Annotated in this window: 9 protein-coding genes and 1 pseudogene; 7 read left to right on the top strand and 3 right to left on the bottom strand. The window is 65.2% G+C overall.

Translation table 11 applies throughout. The annotated features are described in order from the left end of the window. The first annotated feature begins 122 nt into the window (after window positions 1-122). Window positions 123-695: a lytic transglycosylase domain-containing protein gene (locus tag ACWMMN_RS19160; RefSeq protein WP_256087174.1), complete on the top strand. Its 573-nt coding sequence runs from the start codon at window positions 123-125 to the stop codon at window positions 693-695. A 15-nt stretch (window positions 696-710) separates the two neighbouring features. On the opposite strand, the gene ACWMMN_RS19155 is transcribed toward ACWMMN_RS19160, so the two are convergent. The 3 genes from ACWMMN_RS19155 to ACWMMN_RS19145 form a co-directional block, all read right to left on the bottom strand. Next, window positions 711-1,409: a winged helix-turn-helix domain-containing protein gene (locus tag ACWMMN_RS19155; protein ID WP_486423792.1), complete on the bottom strand. Its 699-nt coding sequence runs from the start codon at window positions 1,407-1,409 to the stop codon at window positions 711-713. A 28-nt stretch (window positions 1,410-1,437) separates the two neighbouring features. After that, entirely contained in the window at window positions 1,438-3,522 is a 2,085-nt protein-coding gene (kdpB, locus tag ACWMMN_RS19150; RefSeq protein ID WP_486424079.1) for a potassium-transporting ATPase subunit KdpB, read from the bottom strand. Between the two features lie 361 nt (window positions 3,523-3,883). Next, complete coding sequence (locus ACWMMN_RS19145; protein WP_486423791.1) at window positions 3,884-4,672, bottom strand: GNAT family N-acetyltransferase; 789 nt, start codon at window positions 4,670-4,672, stop codon at window positions 3,884-3,886. 281 nt (window positions 4,673-4,953) lie between these two features. On the opposite strand from ACWMMN_RS19145, the gene ACWMMN_RS19140 reads away from it, so the two are divergent. The 6 genes and pseudogenes from ACWMMN_RS19140 to ACWMMN_RS19115 all read left to right on the top strand — a co-directional run bounded on the left by ACWMMN_RS19140 (window position 4,954) and on the right by ACWMMN_RS19115 (window position 16,625). Continuing rightward, complete coding sequence (locus ACWMMN_RS19140) at window positions 4,954-5,259, top strand: NIPSNAP family protein (protein ID WP_486423790.1); 306 nt, start codon at window positions 4,954-4,956, stop codon at window positions 5,257-5,259. 310 nt (window positions 5,260-5,569) lie between these two features. Then, the gene (locus tag ACWMMN_RS19135) at window positions 5,570-6,220 is read left to right on the top strand and encodes an NADPH-dependent FMN reductase (RefSeq protein WP_059239036.1); all 651 of its coding nucleotides are present in this window, start codon (window positions 5,570-5,572) and stop codon (window positions 6,218-6,220) included. 238 nt (window positions 6,221-6,458) lie between these two features. After that, complete coding sequence (locus tag ACWMMN_RS19130) at window positions 6,459-6,677, top strand: hypothetical protein (RefSeq protein WP_006480563.1); 219 nt, start codon at window positions 6,459-6,461, stop codon at window positions 6,675-6,677. 95 nt (window positions 6,678-6,772) lie between these two features. Then, window positions 6,773-7,675, top strand: coding sequence for a hypothetical protein (locus tag ACWMMN_RS19125; protein WP_059239033.1), 903 nt, complete (start codon window positions 6,773-6,775; stop codon window positions 7,673-7,675). Between the two features lie 961 nt (window positions 7,676-8,636). Beyond that, window positions 8,637-8,708, top strand: a pseudogene (locus ACWMMN_RS19120) (ESPR domain-containing protein); the annotation flags it as partial. Between the two features lie 309 nt (window positions 8,709-9,017). Further along, window positions 9,018-16,625: a YadA-like family protein gene (locus ACWMMN_RS19115; RefSeq protein ID WP_486424078.1), complete on the top strand. Its 7,608-nt coding sequence runs from the start codon at window positions 9,018-9,020 to the stop codon at window positions 16,623-16,625. Window positions 16,626-16,692: the final 67 nt, after the last annotated feature.

Raw genomic sequence — 16,692 nt, 5'->3', positions numbered from 1 at the left:
AACTGCGTACAGTCGTCGCATCGGAACCACGATGCGACGACATGCAGGAAACCTATTCATCGCATGACCGGCCGGCACAACGCATGCGTATGCGCCCGGCCCTGCCACTGAAGCGGCTTCTGTTGCTTTTCCCGATCGCGCTGTCGCTATCGGCCACACTGCCCGCGCGTGCCGACGACATGCCGGCGGCACCGGTCGGCGCCGCCAGCACGCCCGATGCATCGCCGCCTCCCACCCTCGACACGATCGTCACGGCGCTGCGCAACCGCTTTCACATCGCGTATGCCGAAGCACGCACGATCGCCCGCGCGGTGCAGACCGAGTCGGACCGCTACGGGCTCGCCCCGGCGCTGCTGCTCGCGATCATCGCGGTCGAATCGGGCTTCGATCGCCACGCGACCAGCGTCGCGGGTGCGCGCGGACTGATGCAGGTACTGCCCGCCGCGCATCGCGATCTCGTCGCGCATGTAAAGGATTTGTCCGATCCGGCGACCAACGTACGGATCGGCGCAGCGATCTTCCGCGGCTATCTCGACGATGCAGACGGCGACGTCGAGAGCGCGCTCGTACGCTACAACGGCGGTACGAAGCGCTATGCGCAGCGCGTCGCACTGCGTGTGCAGCAATTCGATGCGCAGTTGCGCCGGTCGAGCGGCATGCCGGCCGACGAACTGCGGACGGCCGCAAACCCCTGAACACACCGCTCCACGTTACGCGGCGCCGGCAAGCCGGTAGCCGACGCCCCTCTCCGTCACGATGTATTCGGGCCGCCGCGGCTCGGACTCCAGCTTGCGCCGCAGATGGCCGACAACCACACGCAGGTCGTGCGCATCCTTGCCGTGCGCCTTGCCCCACACCTCGCTCAGCAACCGGTCGTGTGTCAGCAGCCGTCCCGCGTGATGCGCGAGGACAGCCAGCAGCCGGTATTCGACCGGGCTCAGATGCACGCGTTCGCCGCCGCGCACCACCTGGCGATCGCCGAGATCGACGGTCACGTCGCCGAGGCGCACGCGCACCGCATCGATGCGCCCGCCGCCGGCCTGCCGCCGCAGGTGCGCACGCATCCGCGCGATCAACTCGGCCACGCCGAACGGCTTGGTCAGATAGTCGTCCGCGCCCGCGTCGAGCGCGGCCACCTTGTCGCATTCCGCGCTCCGCGCCGACAGCACGATCAACGGCGCATCCGAGCACGCGCGCAGCGCACGGATCAGTTCGGTGCCACCGAGATCGTGCAGGTTCGTATCCGCGACGATCAGGTCGGGGGGGCGGGCGGTGACGGCAGCCACGCCTGCGGCGCCGGTCGCGGCCTCGTACACGTGCATGCGTTCGGCCTTCAGCGCGACGCGGACGAAATGCCGGATGAACCTGTCTTCGTCGACGATCGCGATGACGACGGTCGGCTCGCTCATGCGGTCATGCCTCCGCGCGTCACCCTGTTCACGCCCATCCGCATGCAACCAGCACCACGTCGATCAGCTTGATGAACGGGAACGGCAGCAGCACGCCGCCGAGGCCGTACAGCAGCAGGTTCCTGCGCAGCAATGGCGCCGCGCCGAGCGGACGATACCGCACGCCCTTCAGCGCGAGCGGAATCAGCGCGACAATGATCAGCGCGTTGAAGATCACCGCCGACAGGATCGCCGACGCCGGGGACGCGAGATGCATCACGTCGAGCACGCGCAGTTGCGGGTAGGTGGTCGCGAAGGCTGCCGGGATGATCGCGAAGTACTTCGCGATGTCGTTCGCGATCGAGAAGGTCGTCAACGAGCCGCGCGTCATCAGCATCTGCTTGCCGATCTCGACGATCTCGATCAGCTTCGTCGGGTTCGAGTCGAGGTCAACCATGTTGCCGGCCTCCTTCGCCGCCTGCGTGCCGGTGTTCATCGCCACGGCCACGTCGGCCTGCGCGAGCGCCGGCGCGTCGTTGGTGCCGTCGCCCGTCATCGCGACGAGCCGGCCGGCCGCCTGGTGCTCGCGGATCGTCGCGAGCTTGGTTTCCGGCGTCGCTTCCGCGAGGAAGTCGTCGACACCCGCCTCCGCCGCGATCGCCGCGGCCGTCAGCCGGTTGTCGCCCGTCACCATCACGGTCTTGATGCCCATCTTGCGCAGTTCCGCGAAGCGCTCCTTGATGCCGCCCTTCACGATGTCCTTCAGCTCGATCACGCCGAGCACGCGCGCCACGCCGTCGCGCCGCTCCGCGACCGCCAGCGGCGTGCTGCCGCGGCGCGCGATGTCGGTCACGGCCGCCTCGACCTCGCGCGTGACCCGGCCGCCATGCGACGTGACGTAGTGCACGATTGCGTCGGCCGCGCCCTTGCGGATCTCGCGGCCGGGCGCGCCGGGCGACGCCCCGGCAGGAAACAGGTCGACGCCGCTCATCCGCGTCTGTGCGCTGAACGACAGGAATACCGGACGCAGCGCCTGCATGTCGCGCTCGCGCAAATTGAAGCGCTGCTTCGCGAGCACGACGATGCTGCGGCCTTCCGGCGTTTCGTCGGCGAGCGACGACAGTTGGGCCGCATCGGCCAGCGCCTCCTCGGTCACGAACGGCGCGGGCACGAACGCCGCCGCCTGGCGGTTGCCGAGCGTGATCGTGCCGGTCTTGTCGAGCAGCAGCACGTGGACGTCGCCGACCGCTTCCACCGCGCGGCCCGACGTCGCGATCACGTTCGCCTGCATCATCCGGCTCATCCCGGCCACGCCGATCGCGGACAACAGGCCGCCGATCGTCGTCGGGATCAGGCACACGAGGAGCGCGACGAGCGCGGTGATCGTCACCACGTGGCCGGCCTTCATCGCCTCGACCGAGAACATCGAGAACGGCAGCAGCGTTGCGGTGGCCAGCAGCATCACGATCGTCAGCGCGACGAGCAGGATCGTCAGCGCGATCTCGTTCGGCGTTTTCTTGCGCTTCGCGCCTTCGACCATCGCGATCATCCGGTCGAGGAATGCCTCGCCCGGATTGACGGCGACCCGCACGACGATCCAGTCCGAAAGCACGCGCGTGCCGCCCGTCACCGACGAGAAATCGCCGCCCGATTCGCGGATCACCGGTGCGGATTCGCCCGTGATCGCCGATTCGTCGACCGACGCGACACCTTCGATCACGTCGCCGTCGGCCGGGATCACGTCGCCGGTCTCGACCAGCACGACGTCGCCACGGCGCAGGTCGGTCGACGCCATCACCTCGACGGCGGCCTTCGCACGCGGCGCCGAAAGCTTCTTCGCGACCACGTTGTGTTTCGCACTGCGCAGCGACGCGGCCTGCGCCTTCGAGCGCCCTTCGGCGAGCGCTTCGGCGAAGTTCGCGAACAGCACGGTGAACCACAGCCACAGCGCGATCGCGACGATGAAACCGGCGGGCGCCTCGGCCTGGCCGGCGAGCGCCGCGATCCACAGGAGCGTCGTCAGGATGCTGCCGACGTACACGCAGAACATCACCGGGTTGCGGAACTGCGTGCGCGGCGTGAGCTTCCTGAACGCGTCGGCGATCGCCGGACGCACGAGCGCGGGATCGAACATCGAGCGCGCAGCGGTGCGCGGATGGCCCCGCTGCTCGGGACGCGGGCCTGTCACACGATCGAGAGACATGGCGGTTTTCCTTTTGCCGGCGCGGCGGTGCGGTGGCAGCCGGCATCGGTCAGGCGAGCCGGCTGACTGCACGCATTCGCACGTGCGGCTTCCGTTTCCACGCAACCATCTTATGAAGGTTCGCGTGAAGATCGCGGCAAAGGATCACGTCAGGGCATAAAAAGCGCGTAAACATCCGTTTCGCCGCGATGCGGCGGGGGTGTCTCGAGGGCCGTACACGAGCGGGAGCGCCACACTCCGCTCACGCGATGTCTACGCGGCAAAAGCTGGAAAGGAACCGGGCGCCCGTCGTTCAGCCGAACGTGTAGCGCCCGTGCTGACGCGGCCGCCACGGCGACGAGCGGCAACTTGCGGCGCCGGCCGCGCGTCGTGCCGCCCATCCGGCACCGCGGCGCACACGGAAGTCGCGCCGCGCCACTGCGGCCACGCGCGACGGCAATGCATACGCAAGACGCCGTACGGCCGCGACACGTGCCGCCAGCCGCGACGCCGGCGACACGCGGCGCGAGATACGCGCGACGGGGCGCTTGCAGAGGATCGCGCTCTCGTAGCGCTTGCCGGCAAAGCGCATCACGTCGACAACCTCGAAGCCCTGCGCGCCGTAGAATGCCAGCAGGTGCGCAGCCGGATGCGGCGTATCGAGCGCGAGCAGCGTATAGCCGCGCAACGCGGCCCACTGCTCGGCGAACGACAGCAGCAACGCGCCGATCCCGCGGCTCTGGCACTCGGGGTCCACGGCCACCTGGCGCACGCTCGCGACGCCTTCGCGCCGGTACAGCGAGCACGCCGACGACGGATCGGTCGCATACAGCGTCGCCGTGCCGATCACGCGCCCGCCGCACACGGCGACATAACACTCGCCCGCTTCCGCGCGGCGGCGCGTAACGTCTTCGTCCTGATCGACGCACGTGCAGTTCAGCCCCATCGCGCCGAGCCGCGCGAACGCACGATGCAGCATCGGCGTGAGTTGCGCATAACTGTCGACTGCCGGATCGAAGCGCCGGACGATCACCCGATCGGCGCACACGGAAGGCGGCGCGGCAGGGGTTCGTTCGGCGATCGCGTTCCAGGGTATCGACATTGCCATGCTCCGTGGTTGGGATGCACGAAGTCTATGAGCGCGCCGGTCGCCGTCGCAAGAAAAAATGTCGTAAAAGTTTGGGGAAACGGGCGTGGCAGACGCGATGACGACGGTGTCGTCCGGCGCGCCGCGCTCGCCATTGCGAACGCATGAAAGCGCACCGATCGTTGCTCACGCAAGCAACGCGTCGCACGACCGAATCGACGCCTTGCGTGCGCGCCGTTGACACGTGCCGCAACGCGCTCCAGACTCGCGGCTCCCTCACCGCATTGCGAGTGCACATGATTACCTGCTACCTCCGCTACGTCATCGATCCGTACAAGCTCGCCGAGTTCGAAACCTACGGCAAGATGTGGATTCCGCTCGTCGAGCAGTTCGGCGGCACGCATCATGGCTACTTTCTGCCGTCCGAAGGCGCGAGCAACATCGCGCTCGCGATGTTCTCGTTCCCGAGCCTCGCCGGATACGAGCGCTATCGCGAGCGCTCGAAAGACGATCCGGCCTGCCAGGCCGCGTTCCGTTACGCGGAGGAAACGCGGTGCATCGTCAGCTACGAGCGCAGCTTCTTCCGGCCGGTGTTCGCATAACGGGCGACAGCCCGGGGCATCGCACCCTTTTTCCTGGCCTGGACGAAAAAAAGCCCCGCCTGCATCCGCGCGGCGGGGCCAACCCATGTCAGTAGAGACATCATGGAGGAGACGAGCCCATCTTATCGACCGCGGCGTACCGTCCCAACCAAGCATTTCTGCTATCGATCTGCGGGGTCGCACACACGGTCGCCCCCGCCGCGCGGCATATCGATAGAACGAAAAGTCGTTTTCAGAGTGGCGACAGGGTCGTTACCATCTGGTTTTAAGCCTGTGCTTAGCCGGGCAAGCCATCCCCGAGGAGCGCCCCTTGACTGCATTCGATCAACACCGCCGCCCGTTCGTCGTCGGCATCGGCGGTACCACCCGAGCCGCGTCGTCGACCGAACGCGCGCTGTCGTTCGCACTGCGCGGCGCGCAGGCCGCCGGCGCCCGTACGCGCCTGTTCGACGGCCCGTTCCTGCATACGCTGCCGCACTACGCTCCCGAACACAAAACGCTGACCGACGCGCAACACGAGCTGATCGACGCCGTGCGCCAGGCCGACGCGATCATCATCGCGACACCGGGCTATCACGGCGGCGTCTCCGGTCTCGTGAAGAACGCGCTCGACACGCTCGAGGAACTGCGCGCGGACGAACGCCCGTATCTCGACGGCCGCGCAGTCGGCCTGATCGTCACTGCCTACGGCTGGCAGGCGGCCGGCACGGTGCTGACGTCGCTGCGGTCGATCGTTCATGCACTGCGCGGCTGGCCGACGCCGTTCGGCGCAACCGTGAACACGCTGGAAACGCGCTTCGAAAGCGCCGACAGCTGCTCGGATCCGAAGGTCGTCGCGCAACTCGAGACGGTCGGCGCGCAAGCCGCCGAATTCGCGCTCGCGTTCGCGTCGCATCGCGCGACCTCGCATGCGGCATCGGTCGATGCGCTCGCGCCCGTGCTGAAGGTCGCCAACCAGTAATCCTCCCTGCATTGCGCGCGCGCCCCCCGCTCGACGAGGTTCGACGGGCGCGCGCGGCACGTCTTCGGATGCGCGGCGCCGGACCATGCACGCCGTCGCCTCCCCCGCGTCGCCCCTCCCCTGCGTACCGCCCCGATAACGATTCAGCCTGCCGCGTGATTAGCATTGGCCGAAAGATTGGTTCACGTCGCCGGCAGGTTTTCGTACGCTGAAAGTCCGAACTCTCTCCGTGCACGCCATGAACCGTACGATCCGCTACAAGGGCTATGAAGTCGCCCCCGCCGCCGCCCGGTTGCCGAACGGGCTGTTCGCCGCCAACCTGACGATCGAACGGGCAAGCGGCGGGCCGTCGCCGCGTTCCGTGTCGTTCGACGCGATCGATTTCTTCTTCGAAGAGGAACACGCGCTCGCCTACGCGTCGCGCTGGGGCCGCCTCTGGGTCGACACGAACGCGTGACGCGCGCGGGGCCGGCGCGCACATGGCCGCTCGAAAATACGTGATTACGGAAGCTATGCAAAAATCTTTCGACCCGTAATCGCATAACAACAGCCATGAGTGACACGCTGCAGGAAGAGCATGCAGCCGCAGATCACGCAATGCGCAACTGGACCTTCGAGAGGCAAGGTCCGGTCCGGATCGGTTCCGATGCGCACATGCAGATGTTCTGCCGCATGCTGCTCGACACACACAACCCGTACAAACCGGCCGTGATCGACTGGCCGGCGCTCAAGCCGGATGAACTCAGGCGGCTCACGTCGCTGCCGATCTGGGACATCGCGGTACAGACCGAAGGCCGCGCGTCGATCCGCGTGGCAACCTACGCGGCAACAGTCGACGATCCGCTGCTGCGCCGCGCGCTCGAGATGGACGGCGGCGAGGAAGCGCGCCACAAGGTCGTACTGTCGAAGCTCGTCGAGGCATACGGCATCCGGCTCGCGCCCGAGCCGGCCTACCCGGCGCCGGCCGATCCCGAGTGGTCGTGGATGATGACGGGCTTCAGCGAATGCATCGACAGCTTCTTCGCGTTCGGCCTGTTCCGCTCCGCGCAGCGCTCCGGCTATTTCCCGCCCGAACTCGTCGACACCTTCGAGCCCGTGATCCAGGAAGAAGGCCGCCACATCCTGTTCTTCGCGAACTGGTACGCGTGGTACTGGCGCACCATGCCGTGGTGGCGCCGGCCGTGGTTCTTCGCCCGCGTCGCGGCCGTGTGGGTGCAACTGATCCGCGACCGCATGAACATCGCGCGCGGCATCGATGCCGATGGCGCTGCGCGCGACGCGAATTTTCCGGCAACCGGCACCGCCGACCTCGGCGACGCGCTGAACCCGCGCGAGCTGATCGAGCTGTGTCTCGTGGAGAACGACCGGCGGATGGCCGGGTACGACAGGCGCCTGCTGCGCCCGATGTTCGTGCCGCGGATGGCCCGGCTCGCGCTGCGGTTTCTCAGAAAGTAAGGTCGGGCGTTGCCGCAATCCATGCGGCAAGCGGCCGGTTCGGCCCACATTCGTGGGCCGGATGCGACACGCCCGACACGATCGATCCGCCCCCTTTTCCCTCCGCCACGCCGACGCCCCCTCGGCGTAGCGGACACATTGCCGCACCCCGAATCTGACATTTCGGGCGCCTGGCCCCGGCCGCCGCCCCTCGTCTTTGACAACCCGTCGGCATCGCGCGGGACATCCGTCCCGAAGCCGCGCCCTCGGCGGCCCGGCGCGCGCCCCAATTCCGTCGCAGCACCGATATCACCGATATCGTCAATAGGACAAATCCTATATCTGGATGCCGAAAATCCCATCTGTCGCTCTGTAGCACTTTTTTACAAATTCGACGAGCCAACCGGCCCGGAACGCCCGTCACGCGGGCAACTGCGCTTGGCGAAATGCGCAGATCAGCACAGTCCAACATCCTGAATTTCAGATTGAATTGATTTATAGATAATCAATAAAAACAGAAACAAACCCGATACAAAATCGAAACCCAATAAATCAACAAAACCATGAACACATTATCAATCAAGACGCCATTTGACATTACAATGATGAAAGAATCGAGGTGCGCGCAAACGTTTGCTATTTCATTTGTCTTACTTTTGAGACGAAAACGCATGTCACCTACCGCACAAAACAACAGCAAGTCGTTGATTTATATATAAAAACCAAGGATTCTCCCGAAAAATTCAAACCCTACACGACACATTCTTACATCTTTCAAAATCATTCTCGATAGATACATCAAAACACGATGTATTAACCATCTTTTAACTTTCAAAACCCCTTATTTATCACTTTTTATCAATCTATAAAATTCACCTCCAATAAACTCCGCCCATCAATTTTGAGATTCGCGCGAGCGCACGGAGTATTCCTCTAACAAAAGAGACCGGTGTGTGGCGTGCACATTTGGAGGTAGCAGGACATGAACCGCACATACCGCTCGATCTGGAACGAAGCCCTTGGCGCCTGGGTCGCGGCATCTGAACTCGACTCGGCACGGGGCAAGAGCAAACGCTCTGCATCGGTCAAATTGCTCGTCAGCCTGTTGCTGGTTGGCGCTGGGCACGCTGCCTACGCGGGGACCTACTCGTTCAGCGGAGGCAATGGCGGAGCCAATTGTGGCTTCGGCAGCGGTACGGGCCCGGACGGTGTGCGCACCTATGCAGCGGGGAGCAACCCTCAGGACGGCACCGGCGGCTGGTCTTCCGTCGCAGGCTGTAGCGCCAACGGCAACAACCTGTCCGGGGTGACCCTGTTCGGGTCGTTCACGACGGCTTCCGGCGCCGGAGCGGTCGCCATCGGCATGGGTTCAAATGCGGCTCAGTGGGGGCTCGCTGCGGGCCTCCAGGCAACCGCGTCGGGTCAGTCGAGCACCGCGCTCGGCTATAACACGTCAGCAGGCGGTGTCGGATCCGTAGCGCTGGGCGCCAATGCCGCAACGGCAGCCGACGGTTCGATCGCCATCGGCACGGGTGCCAAGACCACGGGCGGCTCTCAGGACATCAACTCGATCGCGATCGGCAATGGCGCGACGAGCTATGGTCAAAGCTTCGCGCTCGGTACGGGCGCATCGGCCGACCAGAACGGCTATCTGCAGCAGAACAGCAGCGTCGCGGTCGGTGCGTTGGCCACGACGTCGAACAACACGACGCGTGCGGTTGCACTCGGCGTCGGCGCAACGGTCGACAATTCGAGCTCGGTGATCGATGCCGGCATGGCGCTGGGCGCCGGCGCAACGGCGGCAGCCAACAGCGCAGTCGCGCTGGGTACGACCGCCAAGGCATACGGAAACAACTCGATTGCACAGGGCACGAACGCCGTCGCTGGGGTCAGCGGCTCGCTGACTACCGCGAACGACATCGCACTCGGCAACGGCGCAACCGCGTCGGGCGGCAGCTCGATCGCGCTGGGTTCGGGCGCCACCTCCACCGTCGCCAATTCGGTCGCAATCGGCTCCGGCGCCACCGCCAGCGGCACCGCATCGGGTACAACCGGCGGTACCGGCAGCGTAAGCAGCACGACGATCGGTAGCCAAACGTTCGGCACCTATGCCGGCGCAAGCTCGTCCGCCGGTATCGTCAGCGTCGGCAAGGTCGGCTCGGAACGCCGTATCCAGAACGTCGCAGCCGGCCTCGTCAGCGCCACCAGCACCGATGCGATCAACGGCAGCCAGCTCTACTCGGTCGCGAGTACGACGACGTCGAGCATCGCAAGCCTGTCGACCTCGGCGTCGACGGGCCTCTCGTCGGCCAACAGCTCGATCGGCTCGCTGTCGACCTCCACGTCGACGGGCCTCTCGTCGGCAACCAGCTCGATCGGCTCGCTGTCCACCGGCCTGAGCTCGACCAACAGCTCGGTCACCTCGCTGTCCACGTCGGCTTCGACGGGTCTGTCGTCGGCCAATAGCTCGGTCAGGTCGCTGTCCACTTCCACGTCGACCGGCCTCTCGTCGGCCACCAGCTCGATCGGCTCGCTGTCCACCGGCCTGAGCTCGACCAACAGCTCGGTCACTTCGCTTTCGACATCGGCTTCGACTGGTTTGTCGTCGGCTAATAGCTCGATCACGTCGCTGTCGACTTCCACGTCGACCGGCCTCTCGTCGGCCACCAGCTCGATCGGCTCGCTGTCCACCGGTTTGAGCTCGACCAACAGCTCGGTCACCTCGCTTTCGACGTCGGCTTCGACCGGTTTGTCGTCGGCTAATAGCTCGATCACTTCGTTGTCGACTTCCACGTCGACCGGCCTCTCGTCGGCCACCAGCTCGATCGGCTCGCTGTCCACCGGCCTGAGCTCGACCAACAGCTCGGTCACCTCGCTTTCGACGTCGGCTTCGACGGGTCTGTCGTCGGCTAATAGCTCGATCACGTCGCTGTCGACTTCCACGTCGACCGGCCTCTCGTCCGCCACCAGCTCGATCGGCTCGCTGTCGACCGGCCTGAGCTCGACCAACAGCTCGGTCACCTCGCTTTCGACGTCGGCTTCGACGGGTCTGTCGTCCGCGAATAGCTCGATCACGTCGCTGTCGACCTCCACGTCGACCGGCCTCTCGTCGGCAACCAGCTCGATCGGCTCGCTGTCCACCGGCCTGAGCTCGACCAACAGCTCGGTCACCTCGCTTTCGACGTCGGCTTCGACCGGTTTGTCGTCGGCTAATAGCTCCATCACGTCGCTGTCGACTTCGACCTCGACGGGTCTGTCGTCCGCGAATAGCTCGATCACGTCGCTGTCGACTTCGACCTCGACGGGTCTGTCGTCCGCGAATAGCTCGATCACGTCGCTGTCGACTTCCACGTCGACCGGCCTCTCGTCGGCCACCAGCTCGATCGGCTCGCTGTCCACCGGCCTGAGCTCGGTCACGACGAAGACGAACAACCTGGGCACGAGCACCGCATCGGCACTCGGCGGCGGCTCCACGTACGACCCGACGACCGGCACGGTCTCCGCGCCGGCATATACGACCTACAACGCGAATGGCACGACGTCGACCGCCAACAGCGTCGGCTCGGCGATCAACAACATCAACAGCCAGGGCATCAAGTACTTCCACGCGAACTCGACCGGCGCCGACAGCACCGCGACCGGCACCGACGCCGTCGCCATCGGCAGCGGTGCTGTCGCCAGCACGAACAACTCCGTCGCGCTCGGTGCCAACTCGAAGACCGCCGCGGCAACCCCCACGAGCAGCGCAACCGTCAACGGAGTGACGTTCGGCGGATTCGCCGGCGCCAATCCGAACGGCACCGTCAGCTTCGGTGATGTCGGCAAGGAACGACAAGGCACCAACCTTGCCGCAGGCCAGGTAACCGCGACCAGCACCGACGCGATCAACGGCAGCCAGCTTTATTCGGTCGCCCAGCAGGTCGGTACCGCGACCAGCGCCATTTCGTCGCTGTCGACCTCGACTTCGACGGGTCTGTCGTCGGCGAATAGCTCGATCACGTCGCTGTCGACTTCCACGTCGACGGGCCTGTCGTCGGCAAACAGCTCGATCACCTCGCTGTCGACTTCCACGTCGACGGGCCTGTCGTCGGCAAACAGCTCAATCACCTCGCTGTCCACGTCGACCTCGACGGGCCTCTCGTCGGCTAACAGCTCGATCACCTCACTGTCGACTTCCACGTCGACGGGCCTGTCGTCGGCTAACAGCTCGATCACCTCACTGTCGACTTCCACGTCGACGGGCCTGTCGTCGGCAAACAGCTCGATCACCTCGCTGTCCACGTCGACCTCGACGGGCCTCTCGTCGGCTAACAGCTCGATCACGTCGTTGTCGACTTCCACGTCGACCGGCCTGTCGTCGGCCAACAGCTCGATCACGTCCCTGTCGACTTCCACGTCGACCGGCCTGTCGTCGGCAAATAGCTCGATCACGTCGCTGTCGACCTCGACCTCGACGGGTCTGTCGTCGGCTAACAGCTCGATCACGTCGCTGTCGACCTCGACCTCGACGGGTCTGTCGTCGGCTAACAGCTCGATCACCTCGCTGTCGACTTCGACTTCGACCGGCCTGTCGTCGGCTAACAGCTCGATCACCTCGCTGTCGACTTCGACTTCGACCGGCCTGTCGTCGGCTAACAGCTCGATCACCTCGCTGTCGACTTCGACCTCGACAGGTCTGTCGTCGGCAAACAGCTCGATCACGTCGCTGTCGACTTCGACCTCGACCGGCCTGTCGTCGGCTAACAGCTCGATCACCTCGCTGTCGACTTCGACTTCGACCGGCCTCTCGTCGGCTAACAGCTCGATCACGTCGTTGTCGACCTCGACTTCGACGGGTCTGTCGTCGGCCAACAGCTCGATCACCTCGCTGTCGACTTCGACTTCGACCGGCCTCTCGTCGGCGAATAGCTCGATCACGTCCCTGTCGACCTCGACCTCGACGGGTCTGTCGTCGGCAAACAGCTCGATCACCTCGCTGTCCACGTCGACCTCGACGGGTCTGTCGTCGGCTAACAGCTCGATCACGTCCCTGTCGACCTCGACCTCGACCGGTCTGTCGTCGGCAAATAGCTCGATCACCTCGCTGTCGACCTCGACTTCGACCGGCCTCTCGTCGGCGAATAGCTCGATCACGTCGCTGTCGACCTCGACCTCGACCGGCCTCTCGTCGGCAAACAGCTCGATCACCTCGCTGTCGACTTCGACCTCGACGGGGCTGTCGTCGGCAAATAGCTCGATCACGTCGTTGTCGACTTCGACGTCAACCGGCCTCTCGTCGGCAAACAGCTCGATCACCTCGCTGTCGACGTCGACCTCGACTGGCCTCTCGTCGGCTAACAGCTCGATCACCTCGCTGTCGACTTCGACCTCGACTGGCCTCTCGTCGGCTAACAGCTCGATCACCTCGCTGTCGACTTCGACTTCGACCGGCCTCTCGTCGGCTAACAGCTCGATCACGTCGTTGTCGACTTCGACCTCGACCGGCCTGTCGTCGGCTAACAGCTCGATCACGTCGTTGTCGACTTCGACCTCGACAGGTCTGTCGTCGGCAAACAGCTCGATCACCTCGCTGTCGACTTCGACCTCGACCGGCCTGTCGTCGGCTAACAGCTCGATCACGTCCCTGTCGACCTCGACCTCGACCGGTCTGTCGTCGGCTAACAGCTCGATCACCTCGCTGTCGACTTCGACTTCGACCGGCCTGTCGTCGGCTAACAGCTCGATCACGTCGTTGTCGACCTCGACTTCGACGGGTCTGTCGTCGGCAAACAGCTCGATCACGTCCCTGTCGACCTCGACTTCGACCGGCCTCTCGTCGGCTAACAGCTCGATCACGTCGCTGTCGACTTCCACGTCGACCGGCTTGTCGTCGGCCAATAGCTCGATCACGTCCCTGTCGACCTCGACTTCGACGGGTCTGTCGTCGGCAAACAGCTCGATCACCTCGCTGTCGACTTCCACGTCGACCGGCCTGTCGTCGGCCAACAGCTCGATCACCTCGCTGTCCACGTCGACTTCGACCGGCCTCTCGTCGGCAAATAGCTCGATCACGTCGCTGTCGACTTCGACCTCGACGGGTCTGTCCTCGGCTAACAGCTCGATCACCTCGCTGTCGACCTCGACTTCGACCGGCCTCTCGTCGGCGAATAGCTCGATCACGTCCCTGTCGACCTCGACTTCGACGGGTCTGTCGTCGGCTAACAGCTCGATCACGTCCCTGTCGACCTCGACTTCGACCGGCCTCTCGTCGGCTAACAGCTCGATCACGTCCCTGTCGACGTCGACTTCGACGGGTCTGTCGTCGGCGAATAGCTCGATCACCTCGCTTTCGACCTCGACTTCGACCGGCCTCTCGTCGGCGAATAGCTCGATCACGTCGCTGTCGACCTCGACCTCGACCGGTCTGTCGTCGGCGAATAGCTCGATTACCTCGCTGTCGACTTCGACCTCGACTGGCCTGTCGTCGGCAAATAGCTCGATCACGTCGTTGTCCACCTCGACCTCGACCGGCCTCTCGTCGGCAAACAGCTCGATCACCTCGCTGTCGACTTCGACCTCGACTGGCCTCTCGTCGGCCAACAGCTCGATCACGTCGTTGTCCACCTCGACGTCGACCGGCCTCTCGTCGGCCAACAGCTCGATCACCTCGCTGTCGACTTCGACCTCGACTGGCCTCTCGTCGGCGAATAGCTCGCTCACGTCGCTGTCGACTTCGACCTCGACGGGCCTCTCGTCGGCGAACAGCTCGATCACGTCGCTGTCGACTTCGACCTCGACGGGCCTCTCGTCGGCGAACAGCTCGATCACGTCGCTGTCGACCTCGACTTCGACGGGCCTCTCGTCGGCAAATAGCTCGATCACGTCCCTGTCGACCTCGACCTCGACTGGCCTGTCGTCGGCAAACAGCTCGATCACCTCGCTGTCGACTTCGACCTCGACCGGCCTCTCGTCGGCCAACAGCTCGATCTCGTCGCTGTCGACCTCGACCTCGACTGGCATCACCTCGCTGTCGACCGGTTTGAGCTCGACCAACAGCGCGGTCACGTCGCTGTCGACCTCGACCTCGACCGGCCTCTCGTCGGCCACCAGCTCGATCTCGTCGCTGTCGACCTCGACCTCGACGGGCCTCTCGTCGGCCACCAGCTCGATCACGTCCCTGTCCACCTCGACATCGACGGGCATCAGCTCGCTGTCCACTGGCCTGAGCAGCACGGACAGCACAATCGTGTCGCTGTCGACCTCGACGTCGACCGGCATCGGCTCGCTGTCCACCGGCCTGAGCAGCACGAACAGCTCGGTGTCGTCGCTGTCCACCTCGACCTCGACCGCGATCAACGCCGCGAAGACGCACTACTACAGCGTCAACGACAACGGCGTGCAGCAAAGCAACTACAACAACGACGGCGCAACGGGCACCAACGCCCTCGCTGCCGGCGTGAACGCCAGCGCAGCGGGCGCCAGCAGCGTGGCAGTCGGCGACGGCTCGAACGCGCAGACGGCAGGCGCGGTCGCAATCGGCCAGAACGCATCGGCAACGGGCGGCAAGGCCGTATCGATCGGCTCCGGCAACACCGCGTCCGGCGACGGTGCAGTCGCGATCGGCGACCCGAGCATCGCGACGGGTACCGGCGCAGTGGCAATGGGCGCAAACGACACGGCGACCGGCAACGGCGCAGTGGCGCTCGGCAACGCGAACACGGCAAACGGCGCCAGCGCGCTCGCCCTCGGCAGCTCGAACCAGGCCACCGCGGACAACACGATCGCACTCGGCAACGGGTCGGTAGCCAGCGCGGCCAACGCACAGGCCTTCGGCTCGGGTGCAACGGCAAGCGGCGCAGGCGCACTGGCCTTCGGGTCGGGCGCAACGGCCAACGTGGCGAACTCCGTCGCGATCGGCGCGAACTCGGTCACGGCTCCCGCCGTCGGTACGTCCAGCGCCGTGATCGGCGGCGTGCCGTACTTCTTCGCGGGCAGCTCGCCGGTCGGTCCGCTGAGCGTCGGCGCACCGGGCCAGGAACGCCAGATCACGAACGTCGCCGCCGGCCGGATCTCGGCCAGCAGCACGGACGCGATCAACGGCAGCCAGCTGAACGCGACGAACACCGCGATCAACACGCTGTCCACGTCCACCGCGTCGAACGTCGCGTCGCTGTCGACCGGCATCAACTCGCTGTCGACCGGCCTGAGCGCGACGAACAGCTCGGTGTCGTCGCTGTCCACGTCGACGTCGACCGCGATCAACTCGCTGTCGACGGGCCTGAGCACGACGAACAGCAACGTCAACTCGCTGTCGACGTCGACCTCGACGGGCATCGGTTCGCTGTCCACCGGCCTGAGCACGACGAACAGCAACGTGGCCTCGCTGTCGACCGGCGTGACGAACATCAACAACCAGTTGAACCAGTTGTCGACGTCGATCAACAACAACCAGACGCGTGCGGCGAACAACAACGGCATCGCAGCCGACATGAACGGCAAGGGCACCGACGTCCCGACCGTCACCGCCGGCTCGAACTCGGTGGCGATCGGTGCGAATTCGACCAACAGCAACCGCTCGAATGTCGTCTCGGTCGGCAACGACACGGAGCAGCGCCAGATCATCAACGTCGCGCCGGGTACGCAAGGCACCGACGCGGTGAACGTGAACCAGCTGACGCAGGTGCAGACGACGCTGTCGACGGCACTGTCGGGCCAGCAGGCGCAGATCAACTCGCTGGGTTCGCAACTGCAGCAGACCGACCAGATGGCGAAGCAGGGTATCGCGGCCGTCGGCGCGATGGCATCGATCCCGCAGCTCGATCGCGACGCCAACTTCGGGATGGGCGTGGGCACGTCGACCTTCCTCGGCCAGAAGGCCATGGCGGTCAACATGCAGGCGCGCATCACGGAGAACCTGAAGGCGTCGATCAACGGCGGTTTCAGCGGCGGTCAGAAGGTGATCGGCGCCGGCATGCTGTACCAGTGGAAGTAACGCGTCGCGCCGCCCGGCCGTCCGGCTCGCCAGCCGGACGGCCCGCGGCTCCGACAGCAGGACGAGC

This window comes from Burkholderia cepacia complex sp. TUM26381 (assembly GCF_057439935.1).
The sequence above is the reverse complement of the archived record's forward strand: the minus strand, read 5'-3'. Positions and strand labels throughout refer to the sequence as shown.

What these genes read in the sequence shown, in the direction of transcription:
- ACWMMN_RS19155 (WP_486423792.1), bottom strand. Translation starts at nt 1,409, where the DNA reads ATGAGCGAGCCGACCGTCGTCATCGCGATCGTCGACGAAGACAGGTTC.
- ACWMMN_RS19145 (WP_486423791.1), bottom strand. Translation starts at nt 4,672, where the DNA reads ATGTCGATACCCTGGAACGCGATCGCCGAACGAACCCCTGCCGCGCCG.
- ACWMMN_RS19125 (WP_059239033.1), top strand. Translation starts at nt 6,773, where the DNA reads ATGAGTGACACGCTGCAGGAAGAGCATGCAGCCGCAGATCACGCAATG.
- ACWMMN_RS19115 (WP_486424078.1), top strand. Translation starts at nt 9,018, where the DNA reads ATGGGTTCAAATGCGGCTCAGTGGGGGCTCGCTGCGGGCCTCCAGGCA.
- ACWMMN_RS19130 (WP_006480563.1), top strand. Translation starts at nt 6,459, where the DNA reads ATGAACCGTACGATCCGCTACAAGGGCTATGAAGTCGCCCCCGCCGCC.
- ACWMMN_RS19140 (WP_486423790.1), top strand. Translation starts at nt 4,954, where the DNA reads ATGATTACCTGCTACCTCCGCTACGTCATCGATCCGTACAAGCTCGCC.
- kdpB (WP_486424079.1), bottom strand. Translation starts at nt 3,522, where the DNA reads ATGTTCGATCCCGCGCTCGTGCGTCCGGCGATCGCCGACGCGTTCAGG.